Origin of the sequence: Vulcanisaeta distributa JCM 11216 (assembly GCF_001315985.1) — an archaeon.
Lineage (GTDB): Archaea > Thermoproteota > Thermoprotei > Thermoproteales > Thermocladiaceae > Vulcanisaeta > Vulcanisaeta distributa_E.
The window spans coordinates 22,839-43,932 of sequence record NZ_BBBI01000007.1 but is presented as its reverse complement, the minus strand read 5'-3'; the positions used below and the strand labels follow the sequence as shown (position 1 = coordinate 43,932).

The window sequence follows — 21,094 nt, the reverse complement described above, 5'->3', positions numbered from 1 at the left end:
ATAGGTTAGTAATACTGAGCAGGATAACGCCAGTGCTTTTAATCATGGCTTTAGCGACTGCAATGGTTGCTAAGCTGATACACCGCCAAATCTCTCTGGGTACCCACCAGCCTCTGTGCCACCATGCTAGACACCGGCAGTAATGCGTGGATGCTCACGGCAGCGACCCTCGTAGGTCTTCAAAGCGTACCTGGCCTAATGCTCCTTTATGGAGGCATGACCAAGCGTAAGTATGCAATAAATACAATGATGATGGTGCTCTACGCCTTTGCCATAGTACTAATCATTTGGGTATTAGCGGGCTACATGTTCGCATTTGGACCTACGTTAGTGAAGATAGGCAGTCTTAACATATTGGGCACGCCAATACCGGCGTTAACAAGCAATATTATTGCGTCGCAGGCCAGCGTACCTGCTGCGCAGCAGTACCCTAACATAACCATGTCGACGTTGATATTCTTTCAATTCGTTTTCGCCGCAATAACGCCGGCGCTGATGGTCGGCGCCCTAATAGAGAGGATGAACTTTAAGGCTTGGATGCTCTTCGTACCACTATGGTCCTTGCTCGTTTATAGTCCAGTGGCCTTTTGGCTTTGGGGGGGCGGTGGTTGGCTTATGCAACTTGGTGTTGTGGATTTCTCAGGTGGTTACGTAATACATGTTGATGCGGGTATAGCGGCCTTCATAGCAGCTGCGATGGTTGGCGAGAGGTTGGTTGAGGAGAGGAAGTTACAACCGCATAACTTGACCCAGGTCGCGGCGGGCCTCGGCCTTGTCTGGCTTGGTTGGAACGGATTTAATGGCGGTGATCCGTATGGGTCAACGATAGACGCTGCAATAGCTGTGATAAACACTAACCTGGCTACGGCGGTGGCTGTCGTGGTATGGATGATACTTGACATGGCCTATCTTGAGAGGCCCACGTTCACGGGCGCCGTGTCCGGCGCGGTGGCCGGCCTCGTTGGTATAACGCCAGCCGCGGGCTACGTAAATGGCGTTGGCGCAGTAATAATCGGTGCCGTGTCAAGCGCCGCCGCATGGTACTCACTAAACATGTTCCAATTTAGGTCTAGGCTTACGAAACGCATTGACGATGCCTTAGGCGTATTCTCAGACCACGCGGTCCCAGGCATAATTGGCGGCATTCTCGCCGGAGTATTTGCGGATCCACGCATTACTAAGTATGTGGATCCAGGCCTTACTGGCGCGCTTTATGGTAACCCATTCCAGGTAGTTTTACAATTATTGGGGGGGGTCGCCGTGGTGATAGCCTATGACGCCTTAATGACGTACCTAATCCTTAAGCTAATAAGTAAGATCGTGCCGTTGAGGGCGCCGCCACAGGCTCTGAGGATTGGTGATAGGGAGATGCATGGTGAGGTTGCCTATGATGAATTCGCCTTCGCAACGCAGGGTGATGCGGAGAGATTGGCCGCAGGCGTTGTTGTTTCGGTGATTAATAATACAATAAATAATAACAAAGAAGTTTCATCTTAAAATCAATAAAGTCTTGTTTTTCTTACCTTAAAAATTAAGGTCAAAGTCAGCTTCGAGTTTGCCTGCACTGGCCCTTAGATAAATTGTTTTAACGCCCATCCGCCTCAGTCTCTTTAGTAATTTCATGTCGCAAGTCACAGCAATGCAGCCATACCTAGTGGATACCTCCACCACGGAATTGTCAGGTGAACCCGCGGCGTTGGCTATTGAGAAATTATTAATAACGTAATTAAGGGCGTTACTTGAGGCCCTAGATATACTGGGCCTACCTAATTTGCTTAGTTTAATTAATTCACTAAGTATTGGGTATGGGATCATGGGTATTATTGGTGAATTAATAAGTTCAATTACTTGATCAATGACGCGCAGGCCCTCGGTGAACATTAGTAGTATTGCGCTTGTATCGAAGACCACGCACTCTACTTTCATATCAATTACTTCACTCTAGAACTGCATTACCGCCCTTTAGGATTCCATAACCAACGATCCTCCACCTATTATTCACCTGCTTTGTGATCACGGCCTTGGAACCCTCCTCTGCGGAGACGGCTTCCTAAGTATCACATCAAGCTTATCACTGTGAAATCCCTTTACGATTCCCATAACGGCTGCTGATCCAACATGGACCATGATCACGTCCTTAGGCTTAAACGTAACCTCCCTCAACGCTTGATCGCTGGGTTTCTCTATCCTATGGAACTCAAGAGTTAATTCACTCCATACTGGTGGTAGTGTGCCGGGTTTACCAACAATACTGCCGACGAGGGAGTCAGCCTTCGTTAATGCTGGATCAAGCTCGGTGCCGATACCCACTAAACCACCTGGTCTGGCTTCCTCGATGTACTCATTACCGATGGCTATGCTGACTATCTTCGTGATTATTGGTTCATACTTATTACCCAATTTAAGCCCTGGTCTTATCTCAATCTCATCATTAACCTTAGCCGAGCCTTTAATAACGGTACCACCAAGCACGCCACCAACCAATTTGTCTGGTGGGGTACCTGGCTTATTAACATTGAAGCTTCTTAATACGAGCATTCTAAAGTCGCCACCTGAGGTTTCCCTGGGTGGTACTAATCTGTCGATTAATGAGGATATGGCCTCGATATTGACCTTGTGTAGCGAGGACACGGGTATTATTGGTGAGTTCCTGGCCCAGGTATTGCCAAGGAACTGCTTAATCTGTCTGTAGTTCTCTAGGGCCTGTTCCTTATTCACTAGGTCAAGCTTGTTCTGAACAACTATTAACTTATTGAGACCCATTATTGTTAATGCCGTGAAGTGCTCCTCAGTCTGTGGTTGGGGGGGCACTGGCATTGAGGCATCGATCACGAGCAAAGCGGCATCGATATAGGAAATTCCTGATATCATAGTACTTATTAACACTTCATGGCCCGGTACATCAAGTATTGACACCTTCCTCTTTAGTACCGGTTCATCGCCATTGGGGGGGCACTTACCGTCTTTAAGCAATCCATCACTTATCATCCTAAACTCGCCATCCATTGACGAGCACTCGTAGAGGCCTATGGTTATGTAGCCGAGTTTAACAGTCATGGCCCTCTTAATCTCCTCACTGTACCTGGCGACCCAGACACCGCTGAGTGCGTGCACCAGTGTTGTCTTGCCGTGATCCACGTGACCTGCAGTTGCAATAATGGCGTTTGGGTATATGTATTTACTCATTCAAATCGAACTGGCATTAAGGGTTTAATAAGATTTCAGCACATGAGGAAGTATATCCAATGCACGGGATAAGCTTTATCAAGCCTCAGTATACTTAAGTAATTTGCGGCTGTGCGCCCAGCCACGGCAGGCAACCGGGCGAGCCCGGCAACGGCTCGCCTGAGGAAACTTCCCCACAGTGCCGTGGGTCCCCCCCGCGGGGGGGCAACCCGCCGACCGAGAGGTCGCTGTGGGACGGTGGCCCAAATAGGGGGCCTGTGATCTCCACGGGTGAGGTCCGGGTAGGGCCTTAGACAAATACTACAGAAGGGGGGGAGTTATGCCGTGGCTGGGCGCACAGCGGCCATTTTCCTCCAGGTAGTTCTTCATTATAGGTTTATTGATCACAGCATGTTTAAACAGTAAGGAAAAAGAAAATATAAATTGTTTTAAGTAAATATCATTCGCTCACCCAACATATTTATTATCACTTCTTCTTTTCCTTCTTCTCCTCCTTCTTTCCTTCCTCCTTCTTCTCCTTCTTGGACATACCGTTTCATTTATATTACGGGTTCTTATAAAGGTTGTAATTTAATTTGTAATGTGAAAGTTGGGTTGTGACAGGTGTTTAATCACGTTGGTTCATTATATACTTAATAAAGCATTTATCTTCATGCTTCATAAGGCCTTATGTTGATTTGTAGGAAATCAGCATCGTTAATTCGTATTTAATGAAGCTTTTCTATTGATGGTTCTTTCTCTTTTTATCCAATTAATTAATTAGCTTCTACGATTATTATATTCTGAAGGCAATCATGTTTAGTGATTTTTTAAGGAAAAATTGGTATTGGATTTTAGGTATTTTAGTATCTTTCTTTCTCTTTATAATAAGTCCCGTATTATTCATGATTGTACTGGTTATTGCATTAGTAATTTATTTCCTTGTTGTGAGGCGTAGGAAAAGTAAGGGTACCTCAGGGGGCTTGGTTACAACTAAAATTAGGCTATTAAGGAGTGTTTCCTCTCAGGGAATTAATGACTTAAAACTTAGCAGGCTTTGTCTCAGTGTTGGTGTTGGTGATGGTGTGGTGCGTATTGGCGATAGGTGGGTTTCAGCATTACGAATTGACACCCTGGATTTCTCCTTGCTTCGTGATATAATGGGCCTTGGGGGCTTCATCAGTGATGGCGGTAGTAATTACTTAGTTATTTATGGTGAAAGCCTGATGAGGTATCTATTAGGCTTAACACGGCCGTTGAGTTACTTAGATCCCGTAATGCCTTATTTAGGCAGTTATCTTCGTCTGAATTAATTAGTGAGGTGATACTGAGATGGATGAGTTGAGCGAGAGGGGGGGTAGGGAGTTACTCAGGAGAATTTTGAGTAGGGGTAGGATTGCCTATGACTCGTTGAGTGAAGATGAGAGGAAGGCCGTTGAGGAGTTGGTGAGGCTTGGTTACGTCAAGCTCTACATAGAGCCAAATAGTAAAAAGCTTGGTGATGTGTTAAGGGTTATTAACTCGGTTAATGCCTCCCATGCCGCATTCAGCGCGAATTACATAAAATACCTATGCCTAGCGTTGGTTATATTAATGCCATTATTACCTCTATACCTATCAATAAGGTCGTTAATCATGGGCTACACGTCGGTGACCATTTTCTTCCTAATAATTACCCTAGTGCTTGCCTACGTGGCGTATATAATAATACATAGAAGACGTTGTCGCCTAATCAAACCCTGAGTATCCTTATGCTATAGTCATTATACGTATCTATAACCCCATGGGTCAACAAAACCAGGTCTCCCTTTGCAATTAAGCCGTCCCTTATCAGTCGATTTAAGGTCTCCCTCTCACCCTCGTCATAGTCCTTAACGTCACCAATGAGTATCGCTCAACGCCCCAATAAAGCCTTAATCTCCTGAGTATCCTCTCATCACTAACACCCACGTACGTGGCACCCTAGGCCTATACTTAGAAATTGCTTCAACAAACCTGCCACCCCTCGAATAAATCACAATCTTAGCACCAATGTCCTCGCAAGTTGAACAATGCCCAGGGCGAGCCTATCGGTTAGGTTAGCCATCACATCCCTATCAATACGCACATCATCCTCATACTCCGTGGCAACCCTCCTCAACCACTGTACAGCATCCACTGGGTATTTACCAACCGCCGTCTCCCCCCCAGTCAGTAATAATGAGTCAACGCCCTCCATGACGGCATTCGTTATATCCACAACCTCAGCCCTAGTCGGCACCGGCTGCTCAATCATAGACTCAAGCAATTGCGTGGCAACCATGGTGGGTACACCGCATTTCTGTGCCTCCCGAATTATTGAGCTTTGTATCCTGGGTATCTCCTCAAGGTCAAAGTGCATGCCTAGGTCGCCCCCCCTGGCAACCATCACATAGTCACTGGCGCAAATGACATCCCTCATGTTCCTCACGGCGTCGGGACCCTCAATCTTAGCCACGAGCTTAACCCAGTCGCCACCGAGCTCCTTAACTCAGTCCGGACCTCGTCAATATCGTCCGAGCTCCTAACGTGGCTAATACCCACGTAGTCCATACCGACTTCTACGGCGAACCTAAGGGCCTCCCTATCATAATCATCAAGTATTGGCAGTGGATAATCCTTACCCTTAATAACCACGGCCTTTTCCTGGGAAATAGTCCCCCCCGCGGTTAATGCCGTTAATACGGCATTATTGGCCGAAACCTTATCAACACGTAGTCTTAACCTACCATCATTCATCACAATGACATCGTCAATGGTTATGACTCTGAAGAATGATGGGCTGGGTATTGGTACGAATCCCCCCCCATTCGACTTATCAGCGAGCCTAAACTCCACGGAATCGCCAACATTAAGCGTTATGGGTTTCATACTACCCGTCCTAACCCCCCCAGGGCCCCCCCTCAAATCACCAAGTACTGCAATATCGCCCCCCCTAAAGCCCTTGGCATTCGATATTCTGGATCTCCACTCCTCGGTATTGCCGTGGGAGAAGTTTATCCTTATGCCATCGACGTACTTAATTAATTCCCTCAATACCTCAGGCTTCTCTGAGGCAGGCCCTATAGTCGCTATGATCTTTACCTTACCCACAACAACGCCTTACCGCTGGGATTATAAACCTTAGGTGAATACGGGAATTACTGGGTTTACCTATTATAAGGGGTAATTAACGGGATTGGTCCAGTAATGCTTATAGGTGATATAAGGTCAATTAATGACATATCTTGGGTGACTTACTTGCCTAGGCTCGATATTGCGCCTCGCATGGAATTGCTTGGTGAATCAGCCGTGCTCTATTGGGGGCGACGAGAGGATTATAATTCCTAGGCTTAAGCATGGTGTCCTCTTTTTAATGAGTGGATACGTTGGTTCGCAGGTTCATGGTTGCGAATATAGAATGCACTTGGACTACCTAAAGGGTAGGATTGTTAATAAGAACGTGATTAATGGGCTTCAAGAGCATTCAAGCAACTCGGTGTGAATGAGGAGGGACTTGGGCTTGAGCCTGGTTGGAACCCAGTCATTGTAAATCGCGGCGAGGAGGGTATTTACTTTTTCAATTCTAAGATGGAGCATTGGATTGGTCATGCGGATTTTAGCAAGCCGTTTATTCAGGAGGCGTCACTTATCATGGTTAGGAGGAATGTGCCAATACTTGGCCTTCCTGACTTGGTAATTAACCTTGATAATAGACCCGCGTATATAATTGAGTTAAAGACGATAGGTGGTCCAGCAGGATTAGGGAGTGTGAAGGGTAGAGATGTGTTGCAGGCAGAGTCGTACTTCCACATGATGAATTACCTAGGGCTTAACCCACGGGGTGTGGCTATTATAAAGGTTATACGTGGCTCGGACTTTCGAATAATCAATAACATAGACATAATAATTAAGCAGTTGGAGGGTGGTGAGGATTTTGTGAGGCTCTCTAAGTACGTTACTATTCATAGAATAAGTATTAGGGGATTTGATGAGTTTCTTAGGGATGTTGATTACGCTATTGATTATTGGCTCGGACTTAGGAATCCAAAGCCATCACCGAGTAGGGGGTTATGTTCGGGCTGTGAACACAGGAGGTATTGCCCATACAGTATTGTTAGATGATCCTCAGTAGCGAGAGCAGTAAAGTCAATACTATGTATATTATCGGGGGGGCTATTATTAATGGTATGAGTAGGGAGGGTATGAGTACGTAGGTTAGGCTGAGGATTGCCTCAATAATAGTAAACCAAGCCCATGTAGTCCTAAATGCCTTACATAGGCATTGCGCGTTACTAAAGAGGTATGGGCAATTAATGTTTTTCCTAAGGCTCGCATCAACGGAACCCTCAATAATCCTAACCTCATTATTAACCTGAACACCCACATGTGCCAATAACTTCAATAATGATGTTGAATACTCTGTGAGACTCACGCCATTGTAAAATGATAAATCTAATCTAATCCTCTTTACAATCTCGCTAGGCTCATTGATTGAGCAAGTCTCTCACCGAGCTCTGATGCCAAGGCCCTCCTAATGCTTAGGAAATTGATAATTCCAGTGGGTTCGCCGGTCTTTATATCAAATGGCATTATTAAGCCACCAGGTGATTCAAGGGATGATGGATATGGTATTAATATATCAGTAACGACTATACCATCACCACCAATGGCTAGGTTAAACAACCTAATGCTTGGTGATAAATCCATTACTCTCCAAGTATTGCTCAATGAGGGTACGTAACCCTTAAAGAATTGTATCATGGAACCATCATCCCTAACGAAGTACATAGTAATGTATGCATAGAGTCCCTCCAATGCGGTCCTTCGTCTTAACGGGTCTACTATGTCTAAGTCCATGGAGAGTATGCAAGTATCACCAACGCGTGAGTGTCTTATCAACTCGCGAATAATCACGGTCTTACCTCTAAACCCTATTATTGTTGTTATGATTAATATTATGAAGATTATGATCCCAATTATGGATTGGGTCGTTAAATACGCCATTACTTAATAAGGATCGTATTCTCTTTTTAAATTATTTTATCATCTTTTTGGCGATTATTCATATTATTTTATCATTATAAATAACGCATAAAGTTTATAAATGATTATATGCGTTAATTGTCGATGAGCATTACTGTTGATAAAATAATAAAGAGAGAACCCGTTGTAATAAACGATAAGGCCAGGGTTAAGGACGCTATTGATTTAATGAGTAAGGAAAACATCGGCCTACTGGTGATCGTTAATAGTTCAGGAAAACCCATTGGTGTTATTTCGGAGAGAGACATAATTAAGGCACTGGCTAATGGCGTTGACTTAAACGCCAGGGTTACGGATGTTGGTACTGTGGGTAACCTCGTTACTATAAGTCCCAAGGATAGTGTTTATAGGGCTGCCTACTAATGAATGATTATAAAGTGAGGCATTTAATAGTCATGGATGGGGATAAATTACGTGGTGTTATCTCCATCAGAGACATAATTAGTGAGGAGAGGGTTATTTCTAGATTTGCTGAATTAGCGGAGACTAAGTTCCTTGATACCGAGGTCAGCGGTGCTGACTAAAGACTTAAAAATGAAATAGTAATTATTAAAAACGATGGTTTTTCTTAGGAAATGAAATGGAAGCGTTTAAGTCAAAGGTTGAAGAATTATACGGTGAATTTCTAAGGGAAATTAGGGAAATTGAGAGAAAGTGGCAGAGGGAGTGGTACGAGAGAGGCATTTTTAATGCCGAACCAAGGTCTAATAAACCCAAGTACTTTATCACGGTGCCTTACCCATACGTATCGGGTTCACCGCACATAGGACATGGTAGGACGTTCACGATAGGCGACATAATGGCTAGGTATAAGAGGGCTAGGGGGGGGTTTAATGTTCTATTCCCAATCGCATGGCATATAACGGGAACTCCGATACAGTCAGTGGCTGACAGGATAATGAAGGGGGACCCAGAGGATATAAAGCTGTATTCCTGGTACGTAAGCCTATACGTAGACGACCCAGGCAAGATTAAGGAGGTACTAAGCACATTCACTAACCCCTGGAACATAGCCCAATTCTTCGCCTCAGTCTACACTAGGGACTTCATGTCCATGGGCTACTCAATGGACTTTAGGAGACAATTCACGACCGGAGACCCTGACTACAACGCATTCATTATCTGGCAGTACTACAGGTTAAGGGAGGCCGGTTACATAACGCAGGGCAGCCACGTAGTCCTATACTCACCGGATGAGAATCAGGCAGTGGGTGAGCATGACATTAAGGGTGGGGGGGACGAAATAACAATAGACATACTCGAGTTCAACCTAGTGAAGTTTAAGCTGGAGAATTCAAATGAGTACCTGGTCGCGGCTACATTAAGGCCTGAGACCATATATGGAATCACGAATGTGTGGGTTCACCCAAGCATTGAGTACGTCATTGCCGAGGTTAATGGCGAGAGATGGATAATATCGAAGCCAGCCGCCTGGAAGTTAGGTTATCAGGGCTATGACGTTAAGGTCGTTGGTTCAGTACGTGGTGAGGAATTGATAGGTAAGTACGTAATTACACCACTAATTAATAGGAGAGTGCCGGTGCTACCCGCGGTTTCATCGATGAGAATACGGGCACGGGTATCGTCTATAGCGTACCTGCCCACGCACCCTACGATTACGTAGCCCTAATAGACCTTAAGAAGGATGAGGAGGCATTGAGTAGGTACGGGATTAAGGAGGTTGTTGAATCGATAGAGCCCATAAGCATCATTAAGCTACCCAACTACGGTAGGTATCCGGCCAAGGACGTGGTCGAGAAACTCGGCGTTAAGGACCAAGGCGATAAGGAGAAGCTTGACGAGGCTACGAGAATCGTGTATAGGGAGGAGTTTTACAACGGCGTTATGAAGGAGAATACGTTATTCCCTGGATTAAGCGTCAATGAGGCTAGGGAGAGGACGATTAAGGCACTGAGTGAGCAGGGTGCGTGGGGGGGTAGAATGTACGAGCTTGAACCCAGGAAGGTATATACAAGGAGCGGCAATCCCGTCATCGCGGCTGTGATTAAGGATCAGTGGTTCTTAAATTACGGAAATCCAGAGTGGAAGGCTAAAGCATTCAAGTGCCTTAATTCAATGAGGATAATACCCGAGAAGTACAGGAAGAACTTTGAGGACGTGTTTAATTGGTTGTCCATGAGACCGTGCGCAAGGAAGAGGGGGGTTAGGCACGAGACTGCCCTGGGATCCAGACTGGATAATCGAGTCCCTGAGTGACTCAACGATATATATGGCATATTACACAATCGCCCATAAAGTAAGGTCAAGCGGCCTTGATAAGAAACTAGGCGATTTCGCCAAGAGGGTCATAAATAGTAGGGGTAACGATAAGGATGCCCTCAATGCAATAATGGCATTCTTCAACTACGTGTTCTTAGGCGAGGGTGATCCAAGCCGTGTCGCTGAGTTATTTGGTGTCAGTAAGGAGCTTGTTGAGGATTTAAGAAATGAGTTTGACTACTGGTACCCAGTGGATGAGAGGCATAGCGGTCCTGATCTAATAAGTAGTCACCTGAGCTTCTTCGTGTTCCACCACGTCGCCATATTTCCAGAGAAGTATTGGCCGAGGTCGATAACGCTCAATGAGTACGTGATTAGGGAGGGCATGAAGATGAGTAGGTCGTTGGGTAACGTACTTCCACTACCCTACATTCCAAGGAAGTACAGCGCAGACCTTGCCAGGCTTTACCTGGCCTCAGCTACCGACCTGGACTCAACACTTGATTGGAGGGAGGATGACGTAGCCAGTGTCGCAGGTAGGTTAGTTAGGTTCTGGAACCTTGCAAATGAAGTAATCAAGGAGGGCAAACCAACAGTTAATATTGATGTTAGGAGTTCATCATTAATTACGCAGTGGTTAGTTTCTAAGGTGAATAAGGTAATACGTGATTCGACGGTTGATATGGATAATGAGAACATTAGGGGGGTACACGCTTAAGGCATTCTTCGACCTACTCTCATCGGTTGAGAAGTACTTAGAGATTACGGGTGTCATTAATGCGAGTAGGGATGAGGTTAGGTGGGCCCTGTGGTACGTACTGGAGCGTTGGGTTAAGTTGTTACAGCCGGTCATGCCTCACATTGCTGAGGAGCTTTGGCATAGGATGGGTAATGATACGTTCATATCCCTGGAACCCTGGCCTGAGTATAGTGAGGAGTTAATAAATGATGAGTTGGACATTGCCCTAGACCTTATTGAGAGGGCTGTGGAGGACGTGCAGGAGATACTCAGGGTTACGAAGATAACGCCTAAGTCGGTATATCTATACGTGGGTCCACCAAATGAGTATTACCAAATCGTTAATGAGGCCACTAGACTTATCAATGAGGGTAAGACGATGGGTGAGACAATAAGGGCAATAGTGGGTAAGCCGGAGTATAGGCGCATGGCTGATAGGGTGGCTAACTTGGTGTCTAAGGTCGTTGATGGTACAATACCGAGGAAAATAGTTAGTAGGGAGATGGAAATAAGGGTATTCAAGGAATTAAGCAGTTACATCAGGTCGAGAATAGGCACTGAGGTTTTTATCCAGGATGCGACCAATCCGGCGTACGACCCCAGCAATAGGGCTAGGAATTCACTGCCTGGAAGACCTGCAATATACGTAGAAGCCATGAAGGAAAGTCGGTGAATTTTACTTTATAAAATAATAAATAGTAAGGGGGGGTGTCAGGCGAGTAGCCGCCTAGGTGGCTCGCCATCATCCGCCCCCGTACTAAGGATTAAATCACCCTAAATAAAAAGTAGAGCCCGTAGCACACTATCTAACCAATAATGATGGGTCTATGGGTATCTTCGTGATTCTTCTACCAACGGCATTCTCCACAGCCCTCGTTAATGCCGGCAATACACCAATCAGAGGTCCCTCGGCAATGCCCTTAGTTGGCAGTGGCGCATTGGATTTGCCCTCTTCGAGGTAATACCACTTAACGTTAAAGGACTCCATTATCGTTGGTATCCAGTACTCACTGAAGGTTTGTGTAAGTGGATTGCCGTCATTATCATACCTAACCTCCTCTAGGACGACCTCACCAAAGCCCTGGATAACTCCACCAATTACCTGACCCTCAGCGAGCATTGGGTTGACCACCATGCCAATATCGTCGATAGCCACGTAATCGAGGACCTTAACCAACCCCTCCTCGGTAACCTCAACTAAGGCTACATGAGAGCCATACGGATATGTATAGCCACTTAAGCCAAAATAGGCCGTCTCCTCAAGCGATGGCTCGACTGGGTATGTCCATGTACCACCAACACTTGTGGTTAATGCGTTCGCTATATCCTCAATGCTTAATGACTTACCGCTTTTAGTATCCCTAACAACACCATTTTCATAAACCACATCCTCGTAATTAACACCCATCAGCGCGGCGCCAACCCTCCTAAGCTTATCCTTAAGCTTCCTCGCAGCAAGCAATGCGGCATTACCGGCCAGTGTCAGTGTCCTACTGCCAAACGTGCCAAAGCCTTCACCAATAAGTTCGGTGTCGCCCCCCCATGAAACCTCCACCTGGCTTATGTCGATGCCGAGTTCATCAGCCACTATCTGCGCTATGGCGGTTGCATCACCCTGCCCATGGGGTGCCGCGCCGATTATCACGAGGACCTTACCATCAGACTTAACCCTAACTGATGCAGATTCCCACGGGCCAAAGTTATTCTGCTCTATGTAAAATGACAGGCCAACACCGGCCCTTCTGCCTGTTTCTTAATTCCTCGGCCTTCTTCTCAAAATCCCTGTAATAACCCTCGGCAATACTGAGTAGGTGTAGGTAGTTACCGCTATCATACTTATGATTAAATGGGTTAGTGTAGGGTAGCTCCGTCACTAGGTTCCTCCTCCTTATCTCTATGGGGGGGTCCATTCCTAACTCATCAGCAGCCATGTCCATTATCCTCTCATAAACAAAGGCAGCTTCAGGCCTACCAGCCCCCCCCTATACTGGTCAAGCGGTGTTTTGTTTGTTTTGACGCCGTACACCTCCACAAGCACATTCCTGAGTTTATAGGGGGCCTGTTATCAACGTGGACGTTATGTCGGCCAGGTAATAGCCATGGGTTGCCACACCCAGGTCTATTATCAATTCATCAATCAATGCCCTCCATTCACCATTCCTCGTAAATCCAGCCTTAATCCTATGTATCTGGGCCCTGCTATGGTATGTACTCAATAAATCCTCACGTCTAGTGGCTACCCACTTAACGGGCCTTCTGTAGATAATGCTTGCGTAAGTGACTATGTAGTCCTCAGGGTATGGGAACATCTTCGAGCCAAAGGCACCACCGGTGTCGGCTTGAACAACCCTTATATCACTGACATAACTCTTGAATGCATCAAGGAGGAACTTACGCATATAATGCGGTGCCTGTGTCGAGGCGTAAACCGTCAACCTTCCCTCCTGGTACACCGATAGCAATCCCCCCCTGGGCTCCATCGCGGCTGGGTAAACTCTACCGATTTCGAGTTTTGCCTCAATAACGACATCGCTCTTTCCCAATTCCTCCTCCGGGTTTCCAGCCCTATATGTCCACCTATAGCCGATATTACTTATGCCCTCCACAGCCTTTACATCATCCTTAACGGCCTCCTCTGGGTTAACCACAGCAGGTAATGGCTCATAATCAACCTGTATATAATCAAGGGCGTCATAGGCCTTATACCTATCCTCCGCAACCACGGCAGCTATTGGTTGACCCACGTATAGAATCTCATCCTTAGCCATGGGAAAATTCCTAGGCCTATTCTCAACATTAATGTTTAATCCCGTTATGACGCCAATAACCCCCCCTGGAATTTTTAATGCATCTTCGTAATCAACCCTAAGAAGCCTCGCATGGGGGGACTGCACTTCTTAGTATCGCCATGTAAAGCGTACCTGGATACACTATGTCATCGACATACCTGGCACTGCCGGTGATGAATTTAGGATCCTCGATCCTCTTAATACGAGCACCTATGTAAGGCATTAATTAACGTGTAAGTAAATAATGTTTTATAAGTAATTACGCCTTAAGTACTTTAACTGAATATTGAAGTAATGCTTAATTAGTATGATCGTAACCGCATTAACGTGTATCCTCCGAAATTTGGTTACATAAGGGTTAACTCATTGGAGGAGGCCGTGAAGGTCCTTGAGGCTGATGAGAATGCCAAAATACTTGCAGGAGGACAGAGCCTAATGCCCATGCTAAAGCTTAGGTTGGTTAGGCCCTCCTACTTGGTTGATATCAACAGGGTACCTAACTTATCGTATATAAGCATTGAGAATGATAAGATACGCATCGGCGCATTGGTTAGGCACCACCAGGTGGAGGTTAATCGTGACCTCTGGAAAATATACCCAGCACTTCCTGAGACTGCGGTACAGATTGGTGATCCTCAAATCAGGAACCTAGGCACAATGGCGGGTTCTCTGGCTCATGCAGACCCAGCGGCTGACTGGCCCGCAACTTTAATAGCGCTTAGGGCTTCTGTAAAGGTGCTTGGTCCCTCAGGAACTAGGGAGGTGCCTGTTGAGGACTTCATAACCGGTCCATTCACTACGGTGTTAGGTAGGGGCGAGGTTCTTGGCGAGATCGTGATACCTAGGTTAAGCGGTACCGTTAAGTCCTCATATGTTAAGCTTGAGCGTAAGGCCGGTGACTTCGCGGTTGTCGGTGTCGCAGTAATGCTTAAGCTCAGCCCTGATGGTTCAGTGGAGGACGCGGGTATTGGAATCACGGCCGCGGGGCCCAGGCCTTTTAGAGCCCGCGAGGCCGAGAAGGCCCTGATTGGGCGTAAATTAACGGATGACGTTATTGAGGACGCGGCTGAAAGGGCGATGAAGGAGTCAAGCCCGATAAGCGACATTAGGGGCTCAGCCGAGTATAAGAGGGCCATGGTTAAGGTAATGACTAGGAGGGCTATTAAGAATGCATTGTCGAGGTGATGGGCATGGCGGCAACACTCAAGGTTGGGCCTGAGGAGAGGGTTAGGATTAGGGTCAAGGTCAACGGTGTCTGGTACGAGAGGGAGGTGGAACCAAGGAAACTACTCGTTCACTTCCTAAGGGAGGATCTTGGGCTCACTAGTGTACATGTTGGCTGTGATACTGGGCATTGTGGTGCGTGCACGGTCATAATGAATGGAGTTAGTGTCAAGTCCTGCCAAGTACTTGCGGTTCAGGCGGATGGCGCTGAGATACTTACGCTTGAGGGCTTGGCCAAGGACGGCAAGCTACACCCGATACAGGAGGCCTTTTGGGAGAAGCACGCCCTTCAATGTGGTTACTGCACGCCTGGTTTTATAATGGAGACCTACTGGCTATTGAGTGAGAACCCCCCCAACCCAACAGAGGAGGAGATTAGGAGGGGGGGTCTGTCGGGAAACCTATGCAGGTGTACTGGCTACCAGAACATTATCGAGGCCGTTAAATTAGCCGTTCAGAGGTTGAGAGAGTTGAAAACGATGCAGTAAGTCGAGACAAATTCACAACTTAAATTCAGTGGGTCTCCAGGAACATGATTGCTCCTGTATCCTACCCTCAAGGGCATCCTTTACGAACTTCCTCGGATCCTTAACCTCACGCATTGGTTTACCACTTGCGTTTCTCATGAACATCATAACCTCGGCGAGTATGCTAAGGGCTATTTCGCCTGCAGTCTTAGCCCCAATGTCAAGCCCAACGGGTGAGTGCAACTTACTTAATACGTAGTCAAGGCTTAACCCCCTCCTAACCATATCCGCAATCATCACGGCAGCCCTCCTCTGGCTGGCGAGTAGGCCTATGAACTTTGCATTGTGCTTAAGGGCTATGTAGAGGGCCTCGGTATCATACGGCTTGCCACCCTCATTTGCTATTATTATGATGGAGTTCTCATCAACGAGTCTCTCGAGGTCCCTGAGGTCATTACTTATGAAGTGCGCATTGCTAAAGCGGTCCTTATCTACGTCACCGTTCCCTACAACGGCCACGTAATAGCCAATGGCATTACCAACATCAACAAGGGCCTTGGCTATAAGCCCCCCCGAGCCAACAACGATGACCGTAGGCCTTGGTTCCACCGGTTCTAAAATCACCTTAATGCCGTTTACCACGGTCTCAACGGTCCTCCCCCCCTCAGTCAATGCCTTGCCGGCCAGTTCCAGTACCTCCTTATTGGTCGTAATGCCGAGTAGTGACTTTCCATTAACTATTATGTCGGATAGCGCATTATCGCCAACAAACATTTTAACAATAACCATTCTATCACTCTCTGAACCAGCCTTAGTTAAGGCCCTGAAGAATTCGCAGGAAGACATCGACTTGTTGATTAGCTGGACTAAATAAGTGTTTTTACGCGGTTAATGAATAATTATGCGTAAGCCAGATGAAGTCCTTAAATACTAAATCATGAGGTGCTTTCTTCAATGAGTGTGCCAAGAACAATACATAGGGAGGCTGGTCCTAAGACTGCTAATTTCTTCGTGATAACAGTGTCCACATCACGCTATAACGCAAAGGTGAGTGGTCAACAATACACCGATGAATCAGGGGGGGACCTGGCGGAGTCCATGCTCAGGCAGGCTGGGCATAGGGTTGTTGGTAGGGAGTTGATTAAGGATGACCTGGTCATGATACGCTCGCTCGTCGACTCCCTACTCCTTCGTGATGACGTGGATGTGATAGTACTCACAGGTGGTACAGGCCTCGCCAGGAGTGACGTGACGATAGAGGCCCTTAGGCCACTCTTTGAGAAGGAGCTTGAGGGCTTTGGTGAGTTGTTTAGGCAGGTTAGTTATCAGAAGATTGGTACTGGCGTGATAATGACGAGGGCCACGGCCGGCATCGCAGGGGGTAAGTTAATAGTGGCCCTACCCGGCTCGCCGGATGGTGTTAAGACAGGGCTTGAGATAATACTTCAGGAATTACCTCACATACTTTATATAATTAGGTCCTAGTGGGCATTCACTAATTTAATAATGTATTAGATAGCATATTGCACAAATCAATCCTGATTTTAATACGTGTTTCTTTAGGCGTTTCAATGACACCATTACTCGCCGTAATACCACTGATTGGTTCAGGACTAATGACGTACTACACGTATGAGAATATTAGGTACGTGAATGTGTGCCTACCCGGCGTTTTTCATTGTGATAGGTTTAACTTCATAGTGCCAAGGAGGATTAGGCTATTACTAGCCGTTGGGGGGGCTGCCATTGTTCTATTCCTAATAGGTCTCCTAATAATGATGAACATGCTAATGATTGCATTGTTCCTATCAATGATTGACCTACTAATTGGTGTTTACGGAATATACCTACAGGTGAGCCACAGGGCTTATTGCATGTATTGCTTAACCACGGACATAATCCTACTACTAACCACGCTATTGATAATAATTAATCCGTAGGTGGGTTAATCCGCAATATTCAAGAGCCCAGATTTAATATTAAGATTAAACGCATGAGGAATTTAGTAGTGGCATTATTCAGCGTGGTGAGCACGGTGTCTATATGGTATAACTTCCTAGCCTACAATGTTGTTGCATCAATAATACTAACGAAGTCAGCACTACATTTGGGCGTATTATTATCCTTCACGACAATATTTGTAGCATTCATTGCGAGACCCATTGGTGCATACGTATTCGGCATAATCGGTGATAAATTCTCAAGCAAGGCATCACTGGTGCTGACTCTCATTATCATGGGTGTCTCGACACTATTAATCTCGATCATTGAAAGAACATGGTACACTGCGTATGAATTAATAGTCCTAAGGATCGCCCAGGGACTCTCCATCGGCGGCGAGTGGGCCTCGGCATCGATACTGACCTACGAATCCGTGAGAGGTAGTGTTGGCAGGTTCCTAACGAGTTTAATACAGCTCGGCGTGCCATTGGGTATGCTATTGACGGCCTTTGCCGTTATTAATTGGCGTTTGGCATTGTTGATGGGGTCACTACTAAGCCTTTCATCAGCCATAATAATCCTGGCGCTTGCCGAGGGCGCCAAACCCATTAATTGGAGGCCCACCCTCCGTATTGAGGATGCCTGGAAGGTCGTGAGGGCGATTGGCGTTAAGTTCGGTGAAAGCTCCAGCTTCTACGTATATACCTCCGTACTCCTAATATATTTTAATGAGTATGGGATTTCAAACCTAATAATCGCAGCCACAATCTCCCTATTAATATTCACGTTAATAACGTCGGCCGTAATGACTCGGGCAGGGCCTGTTAAGGTGTTGGTGCTTGGGTACGTAATTTTCGCATTAATAAATGCATTAATGTTTAGGGTGCAGCCATTATTACTATTTATCTTATTTGGTATAGCCGATGCATTAGCCTATACGCCCCCCCAATCACTATATCTGGTATCACTATTTAGGAGCGATATTAGGCATGTTAGTTCAGGCGTTTCATACCACATAGCTAGTTCATTAGGTGGCCTAATTAATTACCTATTGTCAATATTAATATCGGTGTACGGCCTCAACACTGGGTTCATAGCCATACCCGCATCACTAATCATGTCCTGCGTGATCTCAATAATCACCCTATTGATTTAAGTACCGTTAGAATTACTTATAAATGAGTTCAGCATTGACCTGCTGTATGGCGAGGGTTCACTATGATGGTTCCTTTGAGGTTAATAAGCCTAGGGATGTGGTTTATAACTTCCTCGTTGACCCGAGGAACATAGCCTCTATAATACCAGGCGTTGAGTCTGTTGACGTGGTTGACCCCCCCGATAACTTCAGGGTTAAGGCTAGCATGGGTGTTGGGGCTATTAAGGGTACGATAAACATAACCGCCAAATTCGCCGAGAAGAAGCCGCCAGAGAGCGCCAGGGTTGTTGGTAGGGGGGCACGGGCATGCAGAGCACCATGGACTTCGAGATTGGCTTCAAACTTGAGGAACCGAGCCCAGGTAGGACTAGGGTTAATTGGTACTTCGATGGAAACGTCGGCGGCTTAATAGGTTCTATGGGCGCCAGGGTGCTGGACCCGGTGGCTCAGAAAATAGTCCAGGACAGCGTGGAGAAGCTTAGGCAGAGGTTATCCTGAGCCTGTTTCCCTAGGTTCTTCGTTATTAAAAACCTAAAAATTTATTAACTCATTCATAACTCGGTCTTGATAAGTATGAGCCTAATACTGAAGCCTAAGGAGTCGGCTTTACAAAAGCCACACCTTAACCTAGCTGTTATAGGGCATGTGGACCACGGCAAATCAACATTGGTAGGTCATCTACTGGTGGTTACTGGCTACGTCGATGAGAAGGGCTTCAAGGAGCTTGAGGAACAAGCCAAGAAGATGGGTAAGGAGGACTTCGTCTATGCCTGGGTAACGGACAGGCTGAAGGAGGAGAGGGAGAGGGGGGGTGTCACGATTGAGGCAATGCACGTAGGCTTCGAGACTCCCAAGTACTTCATAACAATCATAGACCTGCCAGGCCACAGGGACTTCATAAAGAACATGATAGTCGGTGCAAGCCAGGCGGATGCTGCCATGCTCGTTGTATCTGCAAGACCTGGTGAGTTCGAGACAGGCATTGGCCCACAGGGGGGGCAGACCAGGGAACACCTATTCCTAGCCGCCACGTTGGGTATTAGGCAGATAATAGTGGTTGTTAATAAGATGGACGTTGTTAATTATGACCAGAAGAGGTATGAGCAAATCAAGGCCGAGGTTAGCAAGTTCATGAAGCTTCTCGCTATGACCCATCAAAGGTGCCCTTCATACCCGTCAGCGCCCTGAAGGGCGATAATATCAAGGAGAAGAGCCAGAACATGCCATGGTACAACGGACCAACCTAATAGAGGCCCTGGACGCAATACAGCCGCCACCGAGACCCGTTGACAAGCCATTCAGATTACCAATACAGGACGTTTACACAATAACTGGAGCCGGTACGGTGGTTGTCGGCAGAATCGAAACCGGCGTGTTGAAGGTTGGTGATAGGGTCGTCGTTATGCCACCCGCAAAGGTCGGCGATGTCAGGAGCATTGAGACCCACCACATGAAGCTAGAGCAGGCACAACCAGGAGACAACGTTGGTATTAACGTTAGGGGGGGTATTGAGAAGGAGGACGTAAAGAGGGGTGACGTGATGGGTCACCTAGCCAACCCACCAACAGTTGCTGAGGAAATTGTGGCGAGGCTGGCAGTGCTATGGCATCCAACGGCAATAGGCCCTGGATACACACCAGTGCTACATGTGCACACAGCAACCGTGCCGGCACAGATAATCGAGATAATCGCTAGGCTGGACCCAAGGACTGGACAGACCGTGGAGCAGAAGCCCCAGTTCATTAAGCAGGGTGATGTGGCCGTTGTTAGGCTTAAGCCGCTCAAGGATGTGGTTGTTGAGAAGTACAGTGACTTCCCAGGGCTTGGTAGGTTTGCCCTCAGGGACATGGGTAGGACAATAGCCGCGGGCCAGATAATCGAGATTAAGCCGAAGAAGGTTGAAATTAAGGCGTGATGATTAATGCCGAGAAAGGCGCGAATACGCATTTGGGGAACAGACAGTAAGCAGGTTGATAACCTAGCCAGTGAAATAGTGGGCATAGCCAAGAAACTCGGCGTTAAGGTCTCAGGGCCAATACCACTACCCAGGAAGAGGTTGTTGGTCACTGTTAGGAGGGCACCGAGTGGGCAGGGATACCACACGTATGACCATTGGGAGATGAGGATCTATAAGCGATTAATAGACATGGACGCTGATGAGAGGGCCATTAGGCAGTTAATGAGGATGAGGGTGCCTGAGAACATAAAAATCGAGATAGAACTTGTGGACTAGTTTCTCCTCTTATCCATTTCACTTTTCTAAAATTTCCTTAAATTATTATACCATTTCTCAATAAATTATTAATCAGCACTCAGCCACTCATCACCCTTTACAGGCATTAATCAGTGG

At 46.6% G+C, this 21,094-nt stretch carries 23 protein-coding genes and 4 pseudogenes; 19 read left to right on the top strand and 8 right to left on the bottom strand.

Going from position 1 to position 21,094, the window contains the following annotated elements; all coding sequences use genetic code 11:
* Window positions 1-123: 123 nt before the first annotated feature.
* On the top strand, window positions 124-1,497 hold the full coding sequence (locus JCM11216_RS07220) for an ammonium transporter (RefSeq protein WP_243675656.1): 1,374 nt from the start codon (window positions 124-126) through the stop codon (window positions 1,495-1,497).
* Between the two features lie 27 nt (window positions 1,498-1,524).
* On the opposite strand, the gene JCM11216_RS07215 is transcribed toward JCM11216_RS07220, so the two are convergent.
* Together JCM11216_RS07215 and JCM11216_RS07210 are read right to left on the bottom strand one after the other, a co-directional pair.
* Window positions 1,525-1,926 (bottom strand): nucleotide-binding protein, encoded by a 402-nt coding sequence (locus JCM11216_RS07215; protein WP_243675655.1) that lies wholly within the window; start codon window positions 1,924-1,926, stop codon window positions 1,525-1,527.
* 10 nt (window positions 1,927-1,936) lie between these two features.
* Window positions 1,937-3,186 (bottom strand): annotated as a pseudogene (locus JCM11216_RS07210) (translation initiation factor IF-2 subunit gamma).
* A 962-nt stretch (window positions 3,187-4,148) separates the two neighbouring features.
* Here JCM11216_RS07210 and JCM11216_RS07205 point away from each other — a divergent pair.
* Both JCM11216_RS07205 and JCM11216_RS07200 read left to right on the top strand, forming a co-directional pair.
* A complete protein-coding gene (locus tag JCM11216_RS07205; RefSeq protein WP_243675654.1) occupies window positions 4,149-4,478 on the top strand; it encodes a hypothetical protein in 330 nt (109 codons plus the stop codon).
* Window positions 4,479-4,497: 19 nt separating this feature from the next.
* The gene (locus JCM11216_RS07200) at window positions 4,498-4,908 is read left to right on the top strand and encodes a hypothetical protein (RefSeq protein WP_054853769.1); all 411 of its coding nucleotides are present in this window, start codon (window positions 4,498-4,500) and stop codon (window positions 4,906-4,908) included.
* Window positions 4,909-5,179: 271 nt separating this feature from the next.
* Here the strand turns inward: JCM11216_RS07200 and pyk are convergent.
* Window positions 5,180-6,276: pseudogene (pyk, locus tag JCM11216_RS07195) on the bottom strand (pyruvate kinase).
* 187 nt (window positions 6,277-6,463) lie between these two features.
* Between pyk and JCM11216_RS07190 the strand changes: the two are divergent.
* Together JCM11216_RS07190 and JCM11216_RS07185 are read left to right on the top strand one after the other, a co-directional pair.
* Window positions 6,464-6,667 (top strand): hypothetical protein, encoded by a 204-nt coding sequence (locus JCM11216_RS07190; RefSeq protein ID WP_054853768.1) that lies wholly within the window; start codon window positions 6,464-6,466, stop codon window positions 6,665-6,667.
* Window positions 6,664-7,287 carry a hypothetical protein gene (locus JCM11216_RS07185; RefSeq protein WP_054853767.1) on the top strand — a complete coding sequence of 208 codons (624 nt, stop codon included), beginning with the start codon at window positions 6,664-6,666 and terminating at the stop codon, window positions 7,285-7,287. The genes JCM11216_RS07190 and JCM11216_RS07185 overlap by 4 nt, the downstream gene beginning before the upstream one ends.
* On the opposite strand, the gene JCM11216_RS17640 is transcribed toward JCM11216_RS07185, so the two are convergent.
* Window positions 7,280-7,597 carry a hypothetical protein gene (locus JCM11216_RS17640; protein WP_243675653.1) on the bottom strand — a complete coding sequence of 106 codons (318 nt, stop codon included), beginning with the start codon at window positions 7,595-7,597 and terminating at the stop codon, window positions 7,280-7,282. The two genes, JCM11216_RS07185 and JCM11216_RS17640, sit on opposite strands and share 8 nt — an antisense overlap.
* A gap of 35 nt (window positions 7,598-7,632) precedes the next feature.
* On the bottom strand, window positions 7,633-8,169 hold the full coding sequence (locus tag JCM11216_RS17635; RefSeq protein ID WP_243675652.1) for a hypothetical protein: 537 nt from the start codon (window positions 8,167-8,169) through the stop codon (window positions 7,633-7,635).
* Window positions 8,170-8,292: 123 nt separating this feature from the next.
* Here JCM11216_RS17635 and JCM11216_RS17630 point away from each other — a divergent pair, with 123 nt between their 5' ends.
* The 5 genes from JCM11216_RS17630 (at window position 8,293) to JCM11216_RS17610 (ending at window position 11,840) form a co-directional block, all read left to right on the top strand.
* Entirely contained in the window at window positions 8,293-8,571 is a 279-nt protein-coding gene (locus tag JCM11216_RS17630; protein ID WP_243675651.1) for a CBS domain-containing protein, read from the top strand.
* 217 nt (window positions 8,572-8,788) lie between these two features.
* A complete protein-coding gene (locus JCM11216_RS17625; RefSeq protein WP_243675650.1) occupies window positions 8,789-9,832 on the top strand; it encodes a class I tRNA ligase family protein in 1,044 nt (347 codons plus the stop codon).
* A gap of 32 nt (window positions 9,833-9,864) precedes the next feature.
* Complete coding sequence (locus tag JCM11216_RS17620; RefSeq protein ID WP_243675649.1) at window positions 9,865-10,425, top strand: hypothetical protein; 561 nt, start codon at window positions 9,865-9,867, stop codon at window positions 10,423-10,425.
* Window positions 10,426-10,438: 13 nt separating this feature from the next.
* Entirely contained in the window at window positions 10,439-11,146 is a 708-nt protein-coding gene (locus JCM11216_RS17615; protein ID WP_243675648.1) for a class I tRNA ligase family protein, read from the top strand.
* Window positions 11,118-11,840, top strand: a complete 723-nt coding sequence (locus JCM11216_RS17610) for a class I tRNA ligase family protein (protein ID WP_243675647.1) — start codon at window positions 11,118-11,120, stop codon at window positions 11,838-11,840. The genes JCM11216_RS17615 and JCM11216_RS17610 overlap by 29 nt, the downstream gene beginning before the upstream one ends.
* A 129-nt stretch (window positions 11,841-11,969) precedes the next feature.
* Here the strand turns inward: JCM11216_RS17610 and JCM11216_RS07165 are convergent.
* Both JCM11216_RS07165 and JCM11216_RS17605 read right to left on the bottom strand, forming a co-directional pair.
* A pseudogene (locus JCM11216_RS07165) lies at window positions 11,970-14,061 on the bottom strand (xanthine dehydrogenase family protein molybdopterin-binding subunit).
* Window positions 14,033-14,179: a hypothetical protein gene (locus JCM11216_RS17605; RefSeq protein ID WP_243675646.1), complete on the bottom strand. Its 147-nt coding sequence runs from the start codon at window positions 14,177-14,179 to the stop codon at window positions 14,033-14,035. Before JCM11216_RS17605 ends, JCM11216_RS07165 begins: the two are co-directional and overlap by 29 nt.
* A gap of 104 nt (window positions 14,180-14,283) precedes the next feature.
* On the opposite strand from JCM11216_RS17605, the gene JCM11216_RS07160 reads away from it, so the two are divergent.
* Together JCM11216_RS07160 and JCM11216_RS07155 are read left to right on the top strand one after the other, a co-directional pair.
* The gene (locus JCM11216_RS07160; protein ID WP_054853766.1) at window positions 14,284-15,141 is read left to right on the top strand and encodes a glyceraldehyde dehydrogenase subunit beta; all 858 of its coding nucleotides are present in this window, start codon (window positions 14,284-14,286) and stop codon (window positions 15,139-15,141) included.
* Window positions 15,141-15,668: a glyceraldehyde dehydrogenase subunit gamma gene (locus JCM11216_RS07155; RefSeq protein ID WP_243675717.1), complete on the top strand. Its 528-nt coding sequence runs from the start codon at window positions 15,141-15,143 to the stop codon at window positions 15,666-15,668. The genes JCM11216_RS07160 and JCM11216_RS07155 overlap by 1 nt, the downstream gene beginning before the upstream one ends.
* A gap of 12 nt (window positions 15,669-15,680) precedes the next feature.
* Here the strand turns inward: JCM11216_RS07155 and JCM11216_RS07150 are convergent, their stop codons facing one another.
* On the bottom strand, window positions 15,681-16,493 hold the full coding sequence (locus tag JCM11216_RS07150) for an XdhC family protein (RefSeq protein WP_054853765.1): 813 nt from the start codon (window positions 16,491-16,493) through the stop codon (window positions 15,681-15,683).
* Between the two features lie 108 nt (window positions 16,494-16,601).
* On the opposite strand from JCM11216_RS07150, the gene JCM11216_RS07145 reads away from it, so the two are divergent.
* The 7 genes and pseudogenes from JCM11216_RS07145 to rpsJ all read left to right on the top strand — a co-directional run bounded on the left by JCM11216_RS07145 (window position 16,602) and on the right by rpsJ (window position 20,977).
* Window positions 16,602-17,132 (top strand): MogA/MoaB family molybdenum cofactor biosynthesis protein, encoded by a 531-nt coding sequence (locus tag JCM11216_RS07145; RefSeq protein WP_054853764.1) that lies wholly within the window; start codon window positions 16,602-16,604, stop codon window positions 17,130-17,132.
* 86 nt (window positions 17,133-17,218) lie between these two features.
* Window positions 17,219-17,587, top strand: coding sequence for a hypothetical protein (locus JCM11216_RS07140; protein ID WP_054853763.1), 369 nt, complete (start codon window positions 17,219-17,221; stop codon window positions 17,585-17,587).
* A 53-nt stretch (window positions 17,588-17,640) separates the two neighbouring features.
* Window positions 17,641-18,744 carry an MFS transporter gene (locus JCM11216_RS07135; protein WP_054853762.1) on the top strand — a complete coding sequence of 368 codons (1,104 nt, stop codon included), beginning with the start codon at window positions 17,641-17,643 and terminating at the stop codon, window positions 18,742-18,744.
* Between the two features lie 46 nt (window positions 18,745-18,790).
* Window positions 18,791-19,153, top strand: a complete 363-nt coding sequence (locus tag JCM11216_RS07130) for an SRPBCC domain-containing protein (protein WP_243675645.1) — start codon at window positions 18,791-18,793, stop codon at window positions 19,151-19,153.
* Entirely contained in the window at window positions 19,075-19,242 is a 168-nt protein-coding gene (locus tag JCM11216_RS17600) for an SRPBCC domain-containing protein (protein ID WP_243675716.1), read from the top strand. The genes JCM11216_RS07130 and JCM11216_RS17600 overlap by 79 nt, the downstream gene beginning before the upstream one ends.
* A gap of 75 nt (window positions 19,243-19,317) precedes the next feature.
* A pseudogene (tuf, locus tag JCM11216_RS07125) lies at window positions 19,318-20,659 on the top strand (translation elongation factor EF-1 subunit alpha).
* 6 nt (window positions 20,660-20,665) lie between these two features.
* The gene (gene rpsJ, locus JCM11216_RS07120; RefSeq protein WP_054853761.1) at window positions 20,666-20,977 is read left to right on the top strand and encodes a 30S ribosomal protein S10; all 312 of its coding nucleotides are present in this window, start codon (window positions 20,666-20,668) and stop codon (window positions 20,975-20,977) included.
* The last annotated feature ends 117 nt before the right edge of the window (window positions 20,978-21,094 follow it).

Excerpts from the sequence above, each read along its gene's own strand:
- JCM11216_RS07220 (WP_243675656.1), top strand. The coding sequence starts at position 124 with ATGCTAGACACCGGCAGTAATGCGTGGATGCTCACGGCAGCGACCCTC.
- JCM11216_RS07215 (WP_243675655.1), bottom strand. The coding sequence starts at position 1,926 with ATGAAAGTAGAGTGCGTGGTCTTCGATACAAGCGCAATACTACTAATG.
- JCM11216_RS07200 (WP_054853769.1), top strand. The coding sequence starts at position 4,498 with ATGGATGAGTTGAGCGAGAGGGGGGGTAGGGAGTTACTCAGGAGAATT.
- JCM11216_RS17635 (WP_243675652.1), bottom strand. The coding sequence starts at position 8,169 with ATGGCGTATTTAACGACCCAATCCATAATTGGGATCATAATCTTCATA.
- JCM11216_RS17630 (WP_243675651.1), top strand. The coding sequence starts at position 8,293 with ATGAGCATTACTGTTGATAAAATAATAAAGAGAGAACCCGTTGTAATA.
- JCM11216_RS17625 (WP_243675650.1), top strand. The coding sequence starts at position 8,789 with ATGGAAGCGTTTAAGTCAAAGGTTGAAGAATTATACGGTGAATTTCTA.
- JCM11216_RS17615 (WP_243675648.1), top strand. The coding sequence starts at position 10,439 with ATGGCATATTACACAATCGCCCATAAAGTAAGGTCAAGCGGCCTTGAT.
- JCM11216_RS17610 (WP_243675647.1), top strand. The coding sequence starts at position 11,118 with ATGAGAACATTAGGGGGGTACACGCTTAAGGCATTCTTCGACCTACTC.
- JCM11216_RS17605 (WP_243675646.1), bottom strand. The coding sequence starts at position 14,179 with ATGCCTTACATAGGTGCTCGTATTAAGAGGATCGAGGATCCTAAATTC.
- JCM11216_RS07155 (WP_243675717.1), top strand. The coding sequence starts at position 15,141 with ATGGGCATGGCGGCAACACTCAAGGTTGGGCCTGAGGAGAGGGTTAGG.
- JCM11216_RS07150 (WP_054853765.1), bottom strand. The coding sequence starts at position 16,493 with ATGTCTTCCTGCGAATTCTTCAGGGCCTTAACTAAGGCTGGTTCAGAG.
- JCM11216_RS07145 (WP_054853764.1), top strand. The coding sequence starts at position 16,602 with ATGAGTGTGCCAAGAACAATACATAGGGAGGCTGGTCCTAAGACTGCT.
- JCM11216_RS07140 (WP_054853763.1), top strand. The coding sequence starts at position 17,219 with ATGACACCATTACTCGCCGTAATACCACTGATTGGTTCAGGACTAATG.
- JCM11216_RS07135 (WP_054853762.1), top strand. The coding sequence starts at position 17,641 with ATGAGGAATTTAGTAGTGGCATTATTCAGCGTGGTGAGCACGGTGTCT.
- JCM11216_RS07130 (WP_243675645.1), top strand. The coding sequence starts at position 18,791 with ATGGCGAGGGTTCACTATGATGGTTCCTTTGAGGTTAATAAGCCTAGG.
- rpsJ (WP_054853761.1), top strand. The coding sequence starts at position 20,666 with ATGCCGAGAAAGGCGCGAATACGCATTTGGGGAACAGACAGTAAGCAG.